10 protein-coding genes and 1 pseudogene are annotated in these 15,269 nt (G+C 69.7%); 6 read left to right on the top strand and 5 right to left on the bottom strand.

The genetic code is table 11. From position 1 onward, the window contains the following. Positions 1-137 precede the first annotated feature (137 nt). From ASG40_RS07680 to gyrB, 3 genes are all read left to right on the top strand, one after another. Positions 138-407: a hypothetical protein gene (locus tag ASG40_RS07680; protein ID WP_055883181.1), complete on the top strand. Its 270-nt coding sequence runs from the start codon at positions 138-140 to the stop codon at positions 405-407. An 88-nt stretch (positions 408-495) separates the two neighbouring features. Then, positions 496-1,458 (top strand): aldo/keto reductase, encoded by a 963-nt coding sequence (locus ASG40_RS07675; RefSeq protein WP_055883179.1) that lies wholly within the window; start codon positions 496-498, stop codon positions 1,456-1,458. 157 nt (positions 1,459-1,615) lie between these two features. Then, a complete protein-coding gene (gene gyrB / locus ASG40_RS07670; RefSeq protein WP_055883177.1) occupies positions 1,616-4,078 on the top strand; it encodes a DNA topoisomerase (ATP-hydrolyzing) subunit B in 2,463 nt (820 codons plus the stop codon). A gap of 135 nt (positions 4,079-4,213) precedes the next feature. On the opposite strand, the gene ASG40_RS07665 is transcribed toward gyrB, so the two are convergent. Further along, positions 4,214-4,591: a hypothetical protein gene (locus ASG40_RS07665; RefSeq protein WP_244480562.1), complete on the bottom strand. Its 378-nt coding sequence runs from the start codon at positions 4,589-4,591 to the stop codon at positions 4,214-4,216. Positions 4,592-4,872: 281 nt separating this feature from the next. Between ASG40_RS07665 and ASG40_RS07660 the strand changes: the two genes are divergently transcribed. Together ASG40_RS07660 and ASG40_RS07655 are read left to right on the top strand one after the other, a co-directional pair. Then, a complete protein-coding gene (locus ASG40_RS07660; protein WP_055883175.1) occupies positions 4,873-5,247 on the top strand; it encodes a response regulator in 375 nt (124 codons plus the stop codon). 75 nt (positions 5,248-5,322) lie between these two features. Continuing rightward, complete coding sequence (locus tag ASG40_RS07655; RefSeq protein ID WP_055883173.1) at positions 5,323-7,245, top strand: AI-2E family transporter; 1,923 nt, start codon at positions 5,323-5,325, stop codon at positions 7,243-7,245. 181 nt (positions 7,246-7,426) lie between these two features. On the opposite strand, the gene ASG40_RS07650 is transcribed toward ASG40_RS07655, so the two are convergent. The 3 genes from ASG40_RS07650 to ASG40_RS07640 all read right to left on the bottom strand — a co-directional run bounded on the left by ASG40_RS07650 (position 7,427) and on the right by ASG40_RS07640 (position 13,264). Beyond that, the gene (locus ASG40_RS07650) at positions 7,427-10,396 is read right to left on the bottom strand and encodes a response regulator (RefSeq protein WP_082523958.1); all 2,970 of its coding nucleotides are present in this window, start codon (positions 10,394-10,396) and stop codon (positions 7,427-7,429) included. Positions 10,397-10,533: 137 nt separating this feature from the next. After that, positions 10,534-11,895: a pentapeptide repeat-containing protein gene (locus tag ASG40_RS07645; RefSeq protein WP_055883171.1), complete on the bottom strand. Its 1,362-nt coding sequence runs from the start codon at positions 11,893-11,895 to the stop codon at positions 10,534-10,536. A gap of 67 nt (positions 11,896-11,962) precedes the next feature. Beyond that, a complete protein-coding gene (locus ASG40_RS07640; RefSeq protein WP_055883219.1) occupies positions 11,963-13,264 on the bottom strand; it encodes a cation:proton antiporter in 1,302 nt (433 codons plus the stop codon). 440 nt (positions 13,265-13,704) lie between these two features. On the opposite strand from ASG40_RS07640, the gene ASG40_RS07635 reads away from it, so the two are divergent. Beyond that, positions 13,705-15,153, top strand: a complete 1,449-nt coding sequence (locus ASG40_RS07635; protein WP_156387619.1) for a hypothetical protein — start codon at positions 13,705-13,707, stop codon at positions 15,151-15,153. A 30-nt stretch (positions 15,154-15,183) separates the two neighbouring features. Here ASG40_RS07635 and ASG40_RS21115 read toward each other — a convergent pair. After that, a pseudogene (locus tag ASG40_RS21115) lies at positions 15,184-15,269 on the bottom strand (IS5/IS1182 family transposase); the annotation flags it as partial.

Below are 15,269 nucleotides of genomic sequence, written 5' to 3'. Positions count from 1 at the left end.
TGCAGCGATTCCGGCACCGTGGTGGCGGTGCATCGGAAAGGGTGGTCGGAGGGTTGCCCCTTGCCACTCGTCCGGCCACCCGCTCATATCTTGGGACCGGTCGTCGTGTGACCGGTTCGTCTGAAGGAAGGCCGTCGATGGCAGAGGTTGCGCCATTTGATCTCGAGGAGCAGCGCGCCAGGATCGAGCGCTCGCACGAGGAAACTCGGAAATTCGTCGCCGAGCAGCACAAGCTGATTGCCGAGCAAGGCAAACTCGTCTCGGAGCAGAGCAAGCTCGCGGCAGAAGCGTCGAAGCTTGGCCGGGACCGAATGCTCGCACCTTGGCAGATCGCGTTGTCCGGCATGGCTGCGGGGGCCGCGTTTTTCGGAGCCGGCGCTGCTTTCATCAAAGTTCTTGGGTCGTGATGAAAACCGCGTTGTGACGGCTGGTGCGGGAGGTTCGGTCATGCCTGACACGTCGATATCAGCGATCACCGCTTTGTAGAGGATCAGCATGCAGGCGAGACAGATCGGCCGCTCCGGCCTCCTCGTGGCGCCGCTCTGCCTCGGGGGCAACGTGTTCGGCTGGACCGCCGACGAGGCGACCTCCTTCGCCATCCTCGACCGGTTCGTCGAGGCCGGGCTGAACTTCGTCGACACGGCCGACGTCTATTCGCGCTGGGCCTCCGGCCACGAGGGCGGCGAATCCGAGACGGTGATCGGCAACTGGTTCAAGCGGAGCGGCCACCGCGACAAGGTCGTGCTGGCGACCAAGGTCGGGATGGACATGGGCCCCGACGGCAAAGGCCTGTCCGCCGCCCATATCGAGCGGGCGGCGGAGGCCTCCCTGCGCCGTCTCCGGACCGACCGGATCGACCTCTACCAGTCGCATGCCGACGACCACGCCACCCCGATCGAGGAGACGCTGCGGGCCTACGAACGGCTGATCGAGGCCGGCAAGGTCCGGGCGATCGGCGCCTCGAACTACTCGGCCGCCCGCCTGCGCAGCGCCCTCGACATCGCCAAGCGCGAGGGCCTGGCGCGCTACGAATGCCTGCAGCCCGACTACAGCCTGGCCGAACGGGCCGGCTACGAATCCGAGCTCGAACCCCTGTGCCGGCGCCAGAACCTCGGGGTGATCGGCTACTTCTCCCTGGCCGCGGGGTTCCTCACCGGCAAGTACCGCTCGGAGCATGCCGCGGAAGGGCGCGCACGCGGCGGCAACGTCCAGAAATACCTCACCCCGCGCGGTTTCGCGCTCCTCGACGTCCTCGATGCGGTGGCCGCCGAGCACGACGCCACCCCCGCGCAGGTGGCGCTCGCCTGGCTGATCGCCCGCCCGGGGGTGACCGCCCCCATCGCCAGCGCCACCTCGGTCGCGCAGCTGGACGAGCTGATCGGCGCGGTCTCCCTGACCCTGTCGCCCTCGGGGCGCGACAGGCTCAACGCGGCCAGCGCCGGCGGCGTCAGGGCCTGAGCCGCCCCCTCGGGGCCGCCCACAGCCACGCTGCCCGAGAACGATGCATTTACAAGGGATGCCGCCTATATAACGCAGGCCGACGAATCGCAGGCGCGCCCATGGCCGGAGCCGGGGCACGACAACCGAGCAAAGACCCGCCTGCCCGAGGAACTTCATGTCCGACACGCACGACGACGACGTCTCCCGCAACCTTGCGGCCACGGCCTATGGCGCGGAATCCATCAGGGTGCTCAAGGGCCTCGATGCGGTGCGCAAGCGGCCGGGCATGTACATCGGCGACACCGACGACGGATCGGGCCTCCACCACATGGTCTACGAGGTGGTGGACAACGCCATCGACGAGGCGCTCGCGGGCCACGCGGACCTCGTCACCGTCACCCTCAACCCCGACGGCTCGGTGACCGTCTCCGACAACGGCCGCGGCATTCCCACCGACATCCACAAGGAGGAGGGGGTCTCGGCGGCCGAGGTCATCATGACCCAGCTCCACGCCGGGGGTAAGTTCGACCAGAATTCCTACAAGGTCTCCGGCGGCCTGCACGGGGTCGGCGTCTCGGTGGTCAACGCCCTGTCGCAGTGGCTGCGCCTGCGCATCTGGCGCGGCGGCAAGGAGCACGCGATGGAGTTCCGCCACGGCGACGCGGTCTCGCCGCTGGTGATCGTCGGCGAGGGCAACGGCCGACGCGGCACCGAGGTGTCGTTCCTGCCCTCCACCGACACCTTCACGATGATCGAGTTCGACTACGGGACGCTGGAGAAGCGCCTGCGCGAGCTCGCCTTCCTCAATTCGGGCGTGCGCATCGTGCTCACCGACGCGCGCCACGCCGAGCACAAGCGCGAGGAACTCTACTACGAGGGCGGCATCGAGGCCTTCGTGCGCTACCTCGACCGCTCGCGCAAACCCATCGAGGGCATGACGAAGCCGGTGATGGTGCGGGCCGTGCGCGACGACATCCGCGTCGAGGTCGCCCTGTGGTGGAACGACTCGTTCAACGAGACGGTGCTGCCCTTCACCAACAACATCCCGCAGCGCGACGGCGGCACCCACATGGCGGGGTTCCGCGCGGCGCTGACCCGGCAGATCACCGGCTATTCGGAATCGTCCGGCATCGCCAAGCGCGAGAAGATCTCGCTCACCGGCGAGGACTGCCGCGAAGGGCTGACCGCCGTGATCTCGGTGCAGGTGCCCGATCCCAAGTTCTCGTCGCAGACCAAGGACAAGCTCGTCTCCTCCGAGGTCCGCCCGGCGGTGGAGAACGTCCTCAACGAGGGCCTTTCCAACTGGCTGGAGGAGAACCCGGCGCTGGCCCGCTCGGTGATGGCCAAGGTCATCATGGCGGCCTCCGCCCGGGAGGCGGCGCGCAAGGCCCGCGAGACGGTGACGCGCAAGGGCGTCCTCGACATCGCCTCGCTGCCCGGCAAGCTCGCCGATTGCCAGGAGCGCGATCCCAGCAAGTGCGAGATCCTGCTGGTGGAGGGCGATTCCGCCGGCGGCTCGGCCAAGCAGGGCCGCGACCGCCACTTCCAGGCGGTACTCCCCTTGCGCGGCAAGATCCTCAACGTCGAACGGGTGCGGGCCGACCGCATGCTGTCCTCGGCCGAGATCGGCACGCTGATCACCGCGCTGGGCGCGGGCATCGGGCGCTCCTCCACCGACCGGGAGGGCTTCAACCCGGACAAGCTGCGCTACCACCGCATCATCATCATGACCGATGCCGACGTCGACGGCTCCCACATCCGCACCCTGCTCCTGACCTTCTTCTTCCGGCAGATGCCGGAGGTGATCGAGCGCGGCCACCTCTACATCGCCCAGCCGCCCCTCTACAAAGCCGCCAAGGGCAAGTCGGCGATCTACCTCAAGGACGAGCGCGCGCTGGAGGACTACCTCATCGACGCGGGCGTCGACGGCGCCGTGCTGCGGCTCGCCTCGGGCACCGAGTTCGGCGGCGCGCAGCTCAAGGCCCTGGTGGAGGAGGCGCGCCAGTTCCGCGGCCTGATGCAGGCCCTCCACACCCGCTACGACCGGGCCGTGGTCGAGCAGGCCCTGATCGCGGGCGCCTTCCGCCCCGATGTCGCCGAGGACGGCGCGCAGGCCGGCCGCCACGCGGCGACCATCGCCGAACGCATGGACCGGATCGCCGACGACATCGAGCGCGGCTGGGAGGGCGGCGCGGAGGAGGGCGGCTACGTCCTGTCGCGCACCCTGCGCGGCGTGCGCCAGGTGGCCAGCCTCGACGCCACCCTGATCGGATCGCAGGAGGCCCGCCGCCTCGCCGACCGGGCCGAGGCCCTGCGCGAGATCTACGACGAGCCCGTCACCTACGCCCGCAAGGGCGACGAGACGGTGCTGCACGGCCCCGTCGGCCTGTTCGAGGCGGTGATGGCGTTCGGCCGCAAGGGCCTGCAGCTACAGCGCTACAAGGGCCTGGGCGAGATGACCGCCCAGCAGCTGTGGGAGACGACCCTGGACCGCGACGTGCGCTCGCTGCTGCAGGTTCGCGTCAAGGACACCCAGGACGCCGACGACCTCTTCGTGAAGCTGATGGGCGACGTGGTCGAGCCGCGCCGGGAGTTCATCCAGGACAACGCGCTCAGCGTCGCCAACCTCGACGTGTGATACGGTTTCCGCTTGGATCAAGCGGGAACCGTATCACCGAGCCCGCGCGGCGCCTGAGCGAAGCCCATGTCCGCATCACGAAGTGATCAACGGGAAATGGTATGATCCCGGCGGCGGAGGGCAGGAGGGTCGGTCTTACCGGCGGGGCTTCTGCATCGGCACGACCGTGCTCCCGGGCGCACCTGCGGTCTTGGGAGCGCCCGTAGTCTTGGGAGCGCCCTTATTCTTGGATGCGCTCGTGTTCTTGGACGCGGCCACGGTCTTCGGCTTGCCGAACGGCTTGAGCGGGCCCTGCGGGTCCAGGGCGGCCCGGGCGAGGTCCTGGGGGCGCGGCGCACCGTTCGCGATGCGCCTGAGGGCGTCGGCCATCTCCTCGATCATCTGGGCCGATTCCCCCTCCAGGGTCTCCTCCGCCCTGATGCCGTTGAGCTCCGGGGCGATCTCCTCGGCCGCTTCGCGCAGCTCGGCGACGAGTTCGGCGGCGGAATAGCGAGGGGGAGGGGTCTGGGCCATGCCCGGACCATGGCAGGCGCAGGGTCGCCCGACAATCCGACGCCGCGGCGACTCCGAGCCGGCATGGCCCGAAAACCGCCCGCGACAAGACCTGCCGACTTGCGTGGCAGGCCCGCGTCAGTATGGGAACCGTGGGAGAGGCCGCTCGCTTAAAGAACGGGCTGCTGCGTTGCAAAACGACGGAGTTCGCGACGGCCGTTGGTCCCCGGATCGCCACGGGACCGATTTTCGCATCTCCCTCGCCGACCCGAAGCTTCACGTGTGCCGGACAGGACGACACCATGGTCAAGATACTGCTCGTCGAGGACCATGAAGAGATCTGGGACTTCCTGTCCCGGCGGCTGAAGCGGCGCGGCTACGACGTCATGCTCGCCCACGACGGCGAGGCCGGCATCCAGCAGGCCCGCTCCGGCCGCCCCGACGTCATCCTGCTCGACATGAACCTGCCGATCCTCGACGGCTGGTCGGCGGCCCGTGCGCTGAAGTCGGGCGCCGACACCCAGCGCATCCCGATCATCGCGCTCACCGCCCACGCCATGTCGGGGGATCGCGACAAGGCGATCCAGGCCGGCTGCAACGACTACCACCCCAAGCCCGTGGATTTTTCCAAGCTGCTGACCCAGATCAACGCCGCGGTCGCCGCACCGGCCGACTGATCGCACCGCAGCTTTCCCCGGCGTCCCGTCCGACGACGAGACGCCCGTCGCTCCCCAGGACGAGACGTCACCTTCATGAGCGACGACCCGATCACCGCCCGCCTCCTGCGGCAGGCGATGCCGATCTTCACGGCGCTGGCCTCGTGCCTCCTCGTGATGACCATCGCCGCGGCACTGTCGCTGGGCCGCGAGATCTTCGTGCCGGTGATCCTGGCGATCCTGCTCAGCTTCGTCCTGGTGCCGGCGGTGCGGCTGCTGCGCCGCCTGCGCACGCCGCGGGTGGCGGCCGTGCTGGCGGTCGTCCTCGTCGCCTTCGGCTCGCTGCTCGGGGTGACCCTGCTCATCGTCAACGAGGCCGCCAACCTCGCCTCCGAGCTGCCGCGCTACCAGATCACAATGCGCGAGAAGATCGCCGCCCTGAAGGAGGCGACCGCGGGCAGTGGCACGCTCTCGCGCATGCTCGACATGGTGCAGGAGATCGGCACCGAACTGCAGCCCGAGCTGAAGGAGCAGCCCGTGACCGGGGAGGCGGGCACCCTCGAGCGGCCGCTCCACGTCCAGATCGCGGCGGAGAAGGGCGGGTTGCTCGGCACCCTGCGCACCGTGGCCGAGCCGATCCTTCACCCGCTGGCGACCACGGGCCTGATCCTGATCTTCACCATCTTCATCCTCCTGCAGCGGGAGGACCTGCGCAACCGCGCGATCCGGCTGGCCGGCTCGAACGACCTGCGCCGCACCACCGCGGCCATCGACGACGCGGTCGGCCGCCTCAGCCGGTTCTTCCTCGCCCAGCTCGTGCTCAACGTCGCCTTCGGCATCGTCATCGGAGTCGGTCTGTGGCTGATCGGCGTGCCCAACCCGATCCTGTTCGGGTCGCTGGCGGCGATCCTGCGGTTCGTCCCCTACGTCGGCGCGGTGATCAGCGCGGTCCTGCCCCTGGTGGTGGCCGCCGCCGTCGATCCCGGCTGGACCATGGTGGTGGCGGTCGCCGTCCTGTTCGTGGTTGTGGAGCCGATCGCCGGCCACGTGATCGAGCCGCTGCTCTACGGCCATTCCACCGGGCTCTCGCCCATCGCGGTGATCCTGGCGGCGACGATCTGGGCCTTCCTGTGGGGGCCGATCGGCCTCGTGCTCGCCACCCCGATCACGGTCTGCCTCGTGGTGCTGGGGCGGCATATCGACGGGTTCTGGTTCCTCGACGTGATCCTGGGCGACCAGCCGGCGCTGTCGCCGCCTGAGATCTTCTACCAGCGCATGCTGGCCGGCGACCCGGCCGAGGCGATCGACCAGGGGCGGATGTTCCTCAAGGCGCGGGCGCTCGTCACCTACTACGACGAGGTGGCGCTCGCCGGCCTGCGGCTGGCGCAGGAGGACCTGGCGCGCGGGACCCTCGACTGGGAGCGCCAGGACGAGGTCGGCGCGGCCATGCGCACGGTGGTCGGGCAACTGGGCGGGTTGCTCAATCTTCGCGCCAAGCCGCGCGATCCCCGCCGGCTCAAGGACAGGCTCGGCAACCGCGAGGCCGCCGCGGCCGTGGCGGCGGTGGGGGCCGACCGCGCCGCGGCCACCGTCGTCCTCGGCTCGGACGATCTCCTGCCGGCCTGGCGCGGCCCGGCCCCGGTGCTGTGCATCTCCAGCCGCGGCCCCTTCGACGAGGCGGCGACCCTGATGCTGAGCCAGATCCTCGGCCAGCACGGCCTGGCCTCGCAGGTCGTCTCGCTCGCCGCCCTGCGCAAGGGCGAACGGCCGCCGGTGAGCGAGGGCATCGCGCTCGTCTGCTTCTCCTACCTCGAGCCGATCAGCCTCTCGCAGATCCGCCTCGACGTGCGCCAGGCCCGCATCGCGCTTCCCGGCGTGAAGGTGCTGGTGGGGTTCTGGCGCGAGCGCGACCCCTCCTCGATCGAGCGCCTGCGCCGGACAATCTCGGCCGACGTGCTCGTCACCACCCTGAACGGGGCGCTGGACGCGGCGCTGGGGTTTTCGCGCAAGGTCTCGTGAGGGAGGCATCCGCCTCGACGCGCGTCCCTCGCCCTTGCGGGGAGGGACGCGCGTGTGGGGGTGATCCCGCCGGCCTCGACGGGCTGAGGGTCAACACCGCCACACCCACCTCCGGCTCCTCCCCGCAAGGGGGAGGAGAGAGGCGTTCGGTCGCCGATGCGAACCTATCGAAGGGTGTCTCTCACACGCCCGCCCCCACCAGCGTCCGCAGCGAATCCGACAGGTCGTTGAGGCTCAGGCCGCCCTTCTGCAGCACGCGGTCGGCCTGGCCGGCCAGGCGCCGGCGGTCGTCGGCGGTGATGTCCTTGGCGGTGAGCACCACCACGGGGATGTCGCGCCACTCCGGGTGGGCGCGCAGCGCCCGCAGGAAGCCGAACCCGTCCATCTCCGGCATCATCAGGTCGAGCAGGATCAGGCAGGGTTTTCGCGCCGCCGTGGCCTCCAGGCCGGCCACGCCGTTCTCGGCCGCGGCCACCCGCCAGCCCTCGCGGGTGAGCAGGGTGGCGATGCGCTCGCGGGTGTCGGGGTCGTCGTCGACGATGAGAACCGGGCCCTCGTGCTCGGAGGGCTTGAACCGCTCCATCGCCGATTTCAGCTGCCCCCATTCGATCGGCTTCTGCAGATAGTCGGTGGCGCCCAGCGAGAAGGCGAGGTTCTGCTCGTCGAGCACCGTCACCATGATGATCGGCGTCGCCCCGAGGTCGGGGTCGGCGCGCAGGGTGCGCAGCACCGACCAGCCGTCCATGCGCGGCATGGTCACGTCGAGGAGGATGACGCGCGGGCGCAGGGCCTTGGCCTTCTCGATGCCCTCGCGGCCGTCGCCGGCGGTGACGACGGCAAAGCCGTCCTTCACGAGGTAGCGGGCGAGCAGGTCGCGGGTCGAGGGATCGTCGTCGATGATCAGGACCTGGCCGCCCGGCACGCGGCCGGTCCCGGCCGAACGGTCGGTGCCCGCCTCGTCGTTCGCCAGGGCATCCATCGGCGAGGTGCCGACGTAGGTCGCCGGGATCTCCAGGGTGAAGGTGGTGCCGACCCCCTCCTCGCTCTCGAACCCGATGTGCCCCCCCAGCATCTCGGCGAAGGCGCGGGTGATGGCGAGCCCGAGGCCGGTGCCGCCGAAGCGGCGGGTGGTGGAGGCGTCGGCCTGGGTGAAGCGCTGGAACAGCTTGGCCTGCTGCTCGGGGTTCATGCCGATGCCGGTGTCGGAGACGCGGAAGCTCAGCCAGTCGGCCCCGTCGCGCGCGAAGCGGGAGGCGGCGAGGGTGATGCTGCCGTTCTCGGTGAACTTGGCGGCGTTGCTCAGGAGGTTGATGAGGCCCTGGCGCAGCTTGGTCTGGTCGGTACGCGCCTCGCCGAGGTCCGGCGCGAGGTCGAGGGCGAGGGTGTTGCCCTTCTTGTCCACCAGGGTCTGCACGGTGGCGGTGACGTCCCCCACCACGTCGGCCACGGGGAAGGCCTCGGCATAGATCTCCATGCGCTCGGCCTCGATCTTGGAGAGGTCGAGGACGTCGTTGATGAGCCCGAGGAGATGGCGGGCGTTCGCCTCGATCTTGCGCATGTCGACGAGGAGGCTTTCCTCGCCGAGATCCTCCATCTCCTCCTGCAGCATCTCCGAATAGCCGATCACCGCCGAGAGCGGCGTGCGCAGCTCGTGGCTCATGTTGGCGAGGAACTGGCTCTTGGCGCGGTTGGCCTCCTCGGCCGCCTCCTTGGCGGCCTCCAGGGCGACCTCGGCCTCCTTGCGGGCGGTGATGTCGCCATGCGCCCCGACCCATTCGCGGATCGTCCCGTTCTCCTCCAGGATCGGCACGGCGCGGGCCGTCATCGTGCGCCAGGTGCCGTCGGCGCGGCGGATGCGGTGCTCGATCTCGTAGGGGGTGAGGGTGGCCACCGCCCGGTTCCAGGCCTCCATGGTCCGGTCGCGGTCCTCGGGGAAGATCGCGGCGAGGAAGCCGTGGCCGGCGGCCTCCTGCGGGCTCTGGCCGGTGAAGCGGGTCCATTCGGAGGGAACCCGCTCGAAGCGGCCGTCGGGCGTCGTGGTCCAGACGATGGCCGAGGTCGCCTGGGTGAGCGAGCGGAAGCGTTCCTCGGAGTGGCGCATGCGCTCCTCGGAGAGTTTTCGCAGAGTCTCGTCGGAGACGACGAGGCCGACGCCGTCGGTGGCGGATCCCGGCCCGGCCGAGCCGCCGCGCAGGGGATAGAAGCTCATCTGGAAATGCCGCACGCCGTTTGGCGCGCTGGGGGCGGGCACCGCCACGTCGACGTTGGTGGTCACGAGGCCCTCGTCGCGCGCGGCGACGAGCTTGGGCGTCAGCTGCTCCTCCAGGGTCGGCAGCATCGACCAGATCGGCGCCCCGAGGTCGGCGCCGAAGCCGCGCTCGTTCATGGTGGCGAGCGCCCGGTTCATGTGGCGGATGCCGAAGGAGCGGTCGAGGAAGCCGAGCCCCACCGGGGCGTTGGCGAAGACGCCGTCGAGGAGGGCGGCGGTGCGAAGCTCCTCGCGACGGCGCACCATGGCGAGGCGGGCCAGCAGCCCGACGGCGGCCAGGGTCGCGACGATCGAGACCAGCGACAGCAGCAGGGCGCGCCAGCGGTCGCGGCCCTCGCCCTCGGCCAGGGCCCGCGTGGCCCGGTCCTGGATGCGCCCGGTGACGGCGCGCACCGCGTCCATCGTGCGCTTGCCCTCGCCGGTGCGGGCCACCGCTACGGCGGCGTCGTAGTTCTGGTCCCGGCGCAGGGCGATGACGCGGGCGGCATAGGTCCGCTTGGCGTCCACGGCCGCGCGCAGGGCCTTGGCCTGCGCATGCGCGTCGCTGCCGTCGGAGAGATCGTCGACCTGCGCGAGCTGGCCGTCGATGCTGCCTTGAGCGGCATCGTAGGGCTCGAGGTACTCCGCGGCCCCGAACAGCACGTAGCCGCGCATGCCCGTCTCCAGCTCGACCATGTTCGAGAGCAGGCGCTCGGTCTGGGTCAGGACGGCGTTGTTGCGGGCGGCCTCGTTCCGGCTCGCCTCGCCCAGAAAGTAATTGGCCAGCCCCGCGGCGGCGGCCACGCCGATGAGGACGAGGGCGGTGGGCGAACTCGGCAGGCCGGCGATGGTGCGCCGCCGCCGCCAGCCGCTCTTTGGTCGCGCGGGGAAGGCGAGGGTCATGGGGTTGCCTGTGATGGGGATGCGGAGGCGGCGTTCGCTGGGCGACCGCTCCGGTCAAACGCCCGAGGGGACGCCGCTGTTGCAGGGAATCGGGCGTTCGCCCGGTCGGTTCGCCACCGTCTCCGGCCGATCGTGCCCTACCGGCGCAGCCGGTTGCCGAGCACGAAGCCGAACAGGCCCATCAGGATGATGCCGGCCGCCCCTTCGAGGCCCACCAGCAGGTTGGTGAAGCGGCCGACCGGCTTGATGCCGATCTCGGGCGGGTTGGCCGTCATCATGTTGAGGGCGCTGTAGCTCACGAGATCGAGGGGGTTGTAGGTCGCGCGGCCGTCGCCGACCTCGCGGATCAGCCCCCCCGCCAGACCGTAGAGGGCGGCGAACACGAAGATCACGATCAGGAAGGCCCGGGCGATGCGCGACAGGCTCTCGCCGTAGTCGCACAGCCACTCCACGAAGCGGTCGGACACCCAGCGGTAGCCGTGCCGGGACAGCGCCCGCCCGTCGCGGGCCTGCCAGGCCTGCCCGGCCTCGAGGCCCGCCTGCATCCGCCCCATCCGCCGGCCGCGCTTGTAGGCCCAGCTCGCCTCCTCCTTGGCGCCGATGCTCTTGAAGTTCTGCTCCAGGGCGAGGTAGCTCGATTGCGCGCCGTGGTAGTCGCCGTCGATCTCCTCGCCCACCGCCCCGCCAAGCTGCTCGCTGCGCATCCGCGTCCCGTTCAGCCAGGCCCCGGCGAAGCGGGCGTGCGTCAGGGTGCAGGTGGAGAGGTTGAGCCGCACCAGGCTCGTCTCGGAGAGGTCCGCCTTCGACAGGTCGGCGCCGTCGAGCTTGACCCCGGTGAAATTGGCCCCGCGCAGGCGCGAGCCGGTGAGCCGCGCCTTCTTCAGGCTCGCCCCCTCGAAATCGGCGTGGGTGAGGTTGACGTCGTCGAGCCTGGCCTCGTCGAGGCGGGTGCCCCGGAACAGGGTGTAGTCGGCGTCCGCCCCGGTGAGCACGGCCCCCCACAGGTCGGCGCCGTTGAAGGCGGCCCCGTCGAGGAGCGCGCGGGGAAACCGGGCGAACCGCATGGCGGCGCCGTCGAACCGGGCGTCCTCGAGCATCGCCTCGTCGAACCGGACCTCGCCGCCGGCGACCTCGCGAAAGCAGGCCCCGCTCAGGTCGGCGCCGGTGAAGTCGGTCTCCTCGATGGTGGCGCCGGTGAACCGGGCCGAGCGCCCGAGCGCGCCCGCCATGCGCGCACCCGAGAGGTTGGCGCCGGACAGGTCGGTCCCCTCCAGGCCCGCGCCGGACAGGTCGCGACCCGCCAGCGCCAGGCCGCAGCGGACCGCGTCCCACCACGGCGGGGCCGGGCCCTCGCCGATCCGGTCCGCCAAAGCGGCCCGGCTCAGCACGAGTCCCTTCAGGTCCGTAGGGGCGCCTGCGTCCGCCCGCGAGAGCGCCGCGAGGGCGGCCTCGACCCGGGCGGCCGTCGCGTCGTCGATGGTCGAGGGGGCGGGCTGCATTCCCTGGCCTTAACCACGATCGGCGGGCCTCCGCCAGTGGCCGATGTGCCCGTTGCCCGTGCTCGCCTCACGACGGCAGCGGCCGGGACGCATCGAACGGCAGATCCAGCTGCTCGGCACCGGAATCGCCCCCCCTGCGGCGATCGAGGGCGTTCAGCACCGGCGTGACGCTCACCCCGTGCATGACGATGGAGAGGAGGACCGTGACGCCGGCCGTGCTCCAGAGGAGACCGGCCTGCTCGAAGGCGGCGTGACCGAGGGCGTAGGCGAGGTAGTAGATCGTGCCGATGCCGCGGATGCCGAAGAAGCCGATCACCGCGCGCTCGCGGGCCTCCCGCCCCGAACCGATCAGGCTGATCCAGCCGCACAGCGGCCGCACCACCAGAAGGGCGAGGACGGCGAAGGCGACGCTGCGCCAGGTCAGCGACGCCAGGAGCCCACCGCCCAGGAGCGTCGCGCCGAAGGCCACGAGGACGACCATCATCAGGAGGCGCTCCAGCGCCTCGGCGTAATCGTGCATCGTGTGGTGGTAGTCGTGGCTGCGATGGGCCGAGCGGAGCGCCAGGGCGGCCACGAAGACACCGATGAAGCCGTAGCCGTGGGCGGCCTCGACGGTGGCGTAGGTGAGGCAGGTGATGCCCAGTGCCACGAAGCCGTCGCCGGTCCGCGACAGCCTCGCCCGATGGGGCAGGTGGAACGTCAGCCAGCCGAGCCCCCGGCCGATGACGGCGCCGAGCCCGACGCCGGCCCCGATCTTCCACAGGACCGACAGGCTCAGCCACTCGCCGATCGCCCCGAGCCCGAAGCCCCCGATGCCGCCGGCGGCGGTGAGGGCGATGGCGAGGTGGACGAAGGGGAAGGCGAGGCCGTCGTTGAGGCCGGCCTCGGAGGTCAGGGCGAAGCGCGTCTCGTCCTCCTGTCCCTGGGAGGGCGGCCCGACCTGGACGTCGGAGGCGAGCACCGGGTCGGTGGGCGCCAGCGCCGAGGCGAGGAGGAGGGCGGCGGCGGCGCCGAGCCCGAGCAGCCCCGAGGCCAGGCCCGCCAGGGCCAGGATGGTGAGCGGCATGGCCACACCGAGCAGGCGCCAGGTCAGGATCCAGCTGCGCCAGCCGACCAGCCGGTCGATCTTGAGGCCGGCCCCCATCAGCGAGACGATGACCACGAGCTCGGTCATGTGCTCGATCAGCGCCAGATGCCGCTCGGGGTGCGGGACGAGATCGGACGCACCCGGAAGGGCCGACAGCCCGGCCCCGAGCCCGACGCAGCAGATCGGCAGCGACAACGGCAACTGCCGCAGCACCATCGGAAGCCACGCCGTGAGCAGGACCAGGGCGCCGAAACCGGCAAGACCGACCAGATAGAGTTCCATCGACGCGAACACGGCCCAATGGCGAGTGTTCCGCGGGGGTGTCGATCATTCGGTCACCCGACGTGACCCGACCGGCTGGCTTTGGACCGGGCTGGCTGAGAAGATCAGCCGGAAACGTGGACGTTCGGCTCGACGACGCGCCGGATCTCTTTGCCTGCCGGGATCCAACGCGTTGCGCAGCGTGCGTATAGGTCGTCGACGGGGCAATTGGCAGCGGCCTGAAGATCGGCTTGATGCCGTAGGTGCCGCGTTGGTCGTCGATGAAGGCGATCATGTCCGCGACCGGCGATCGGGCTGCAGCAATCGATCTACATGCATGGCCTTTAAGCTTATTTTCCACGCCCGATCCATCGTCAAGAACTTGATGAAGGGTATACCGCCCAAATACTACGGCATCTCCACGCTGACGAGCGCGCCGACTGCTGTGAGCGAGCCATCTGATGCCTATCGGCAAGTCGCCATCAGATCGTCGGATCCCGTACGTCTGTAGGTCTCCCATCAAGCACGGTCTCAGGGCGGCTGAAAATTCCACCGATGATAACCCCTGGAGCGGCATTGCTTTTAGTGCCAAGAAGCATTTTTGGGGCCAAAAAAAAATGGTTTGCCTGATGCGGCTCGAGCTCCTACGGGCCCTGCCCGGTATCTTAATCGGGTTCGCCCCCCTCGGCGCGCTGGCGTTGGACCCACAGCCCTCTCCGCCCGGCCTGGGTGACCCACGGATCAAGCCCGGCAACGGGACTATCAACCGCCATTTCGCTGATCATGATGGAAAGACTCCTAGCATCCTCGATTTCGGCGGCCCCGTGAACGGCGACTGGACCGCCGCATTCCGGGCAGCCGAGGCGAGTGACGCCAAACGGATCATGTTGCCGCCGGGCCGCTACCCGACGACGCTCAAGCACCATGAAGCCATCGGTAAGACCTACATGGGCCCGGGCCAACTCGTGGTCGGTGCGGATTCCACAGGTGCGGGCGGCATCGCCGAGGCCCCGCACCGGTCCTTCGTCACAGCGCCCCTTCCGGAGGTCTCGGATGACCGTCTGAAGGCTTTCGACGGCGATTGGAGCAAGGCGCTGCCCGGCGGCGTCGCGTACAGCTTCATCGGAGCGGGTGCTACCTCGGCGCCGCGCAGAACCTACACGAACTTTCCCCAACTGTCGCAGACGTTCAGGGTCTTCGACAATACGGCGGGCTTCAACACCGCTCCGGGGGATCACGCGAAGGGACGCAGCGGGATTTTCGCGGACAACCTTCGTGTCTACCATGGCGGACAGGGCGATCTCGTCGGGTCCACCTTCTTCGGAAGCGTCTATTCCACGCGCGCAGGCGCAACGCACTGGCTGGCGAACCCAGCCATCGTCTCGCGCAATGGCAACATCAGCGCAGAAGCGACCGCGGCCGGGGCCTACCTGAACGAAAGCGAATTCGTCTTCTCCGACAACGGCGCCGCTGTCACGGCCATCGGCGCGGTTCGCAATTATGTCCGCACGAGCAGGGGAAACGAGCTGCAGCAGGTCTGGGTCCACGACCGGCCACAGTCCCTCGGCAGTCAGCCCATCGATGCGTTCTACGCTCCTGCCGGCGCGGCGAGGCGCGGCCTGGACTTCACGCCCGCCGACTTCGGCAGCGACCAGCGCGCCATCGTCCTCGGCATAGGGCAGAAAATCGACTTCGCTGGCACTTCCACTCCGGACAGCCTCGGCGCGAAATTCTATTCCGACACACTGCTCGGGGTGACGATCCACTTCGAGAAAGCCACGAACAGTCTCGTCATCGATCCAGGTCCGGGCCGAAACATCAGATTCAGCAACCTGCCGACATCCGCCGTCGGCTTGCCGTCCGGATCGGTCTACCGGGACAAGGATCACTTTCTGAAAGTGGCGCCTTAGCTTCAAGAGCCTCAGAGTCTGTCCGATAAGTCATGATGCTTGCGCCAGCCTTCGGACGAGGATCATGACGGCGGCGGCGTAGAGGAAGGCTTGTGCGGAGGCGAGGGTCGCTTCCG

The organism is Methylobacterium sp. Leaf399 (genome assembly GCF_001424525.1).
Taxonomy (GTDB): Bacteria; Pseudomonadota; Alphaproteobacteria; order Rhizobiales; family Beijerinckiaceae; genus Methylobacterium.
This window is presented reverse-complemented; position numbering and strand designations above follow the sequence as displayed.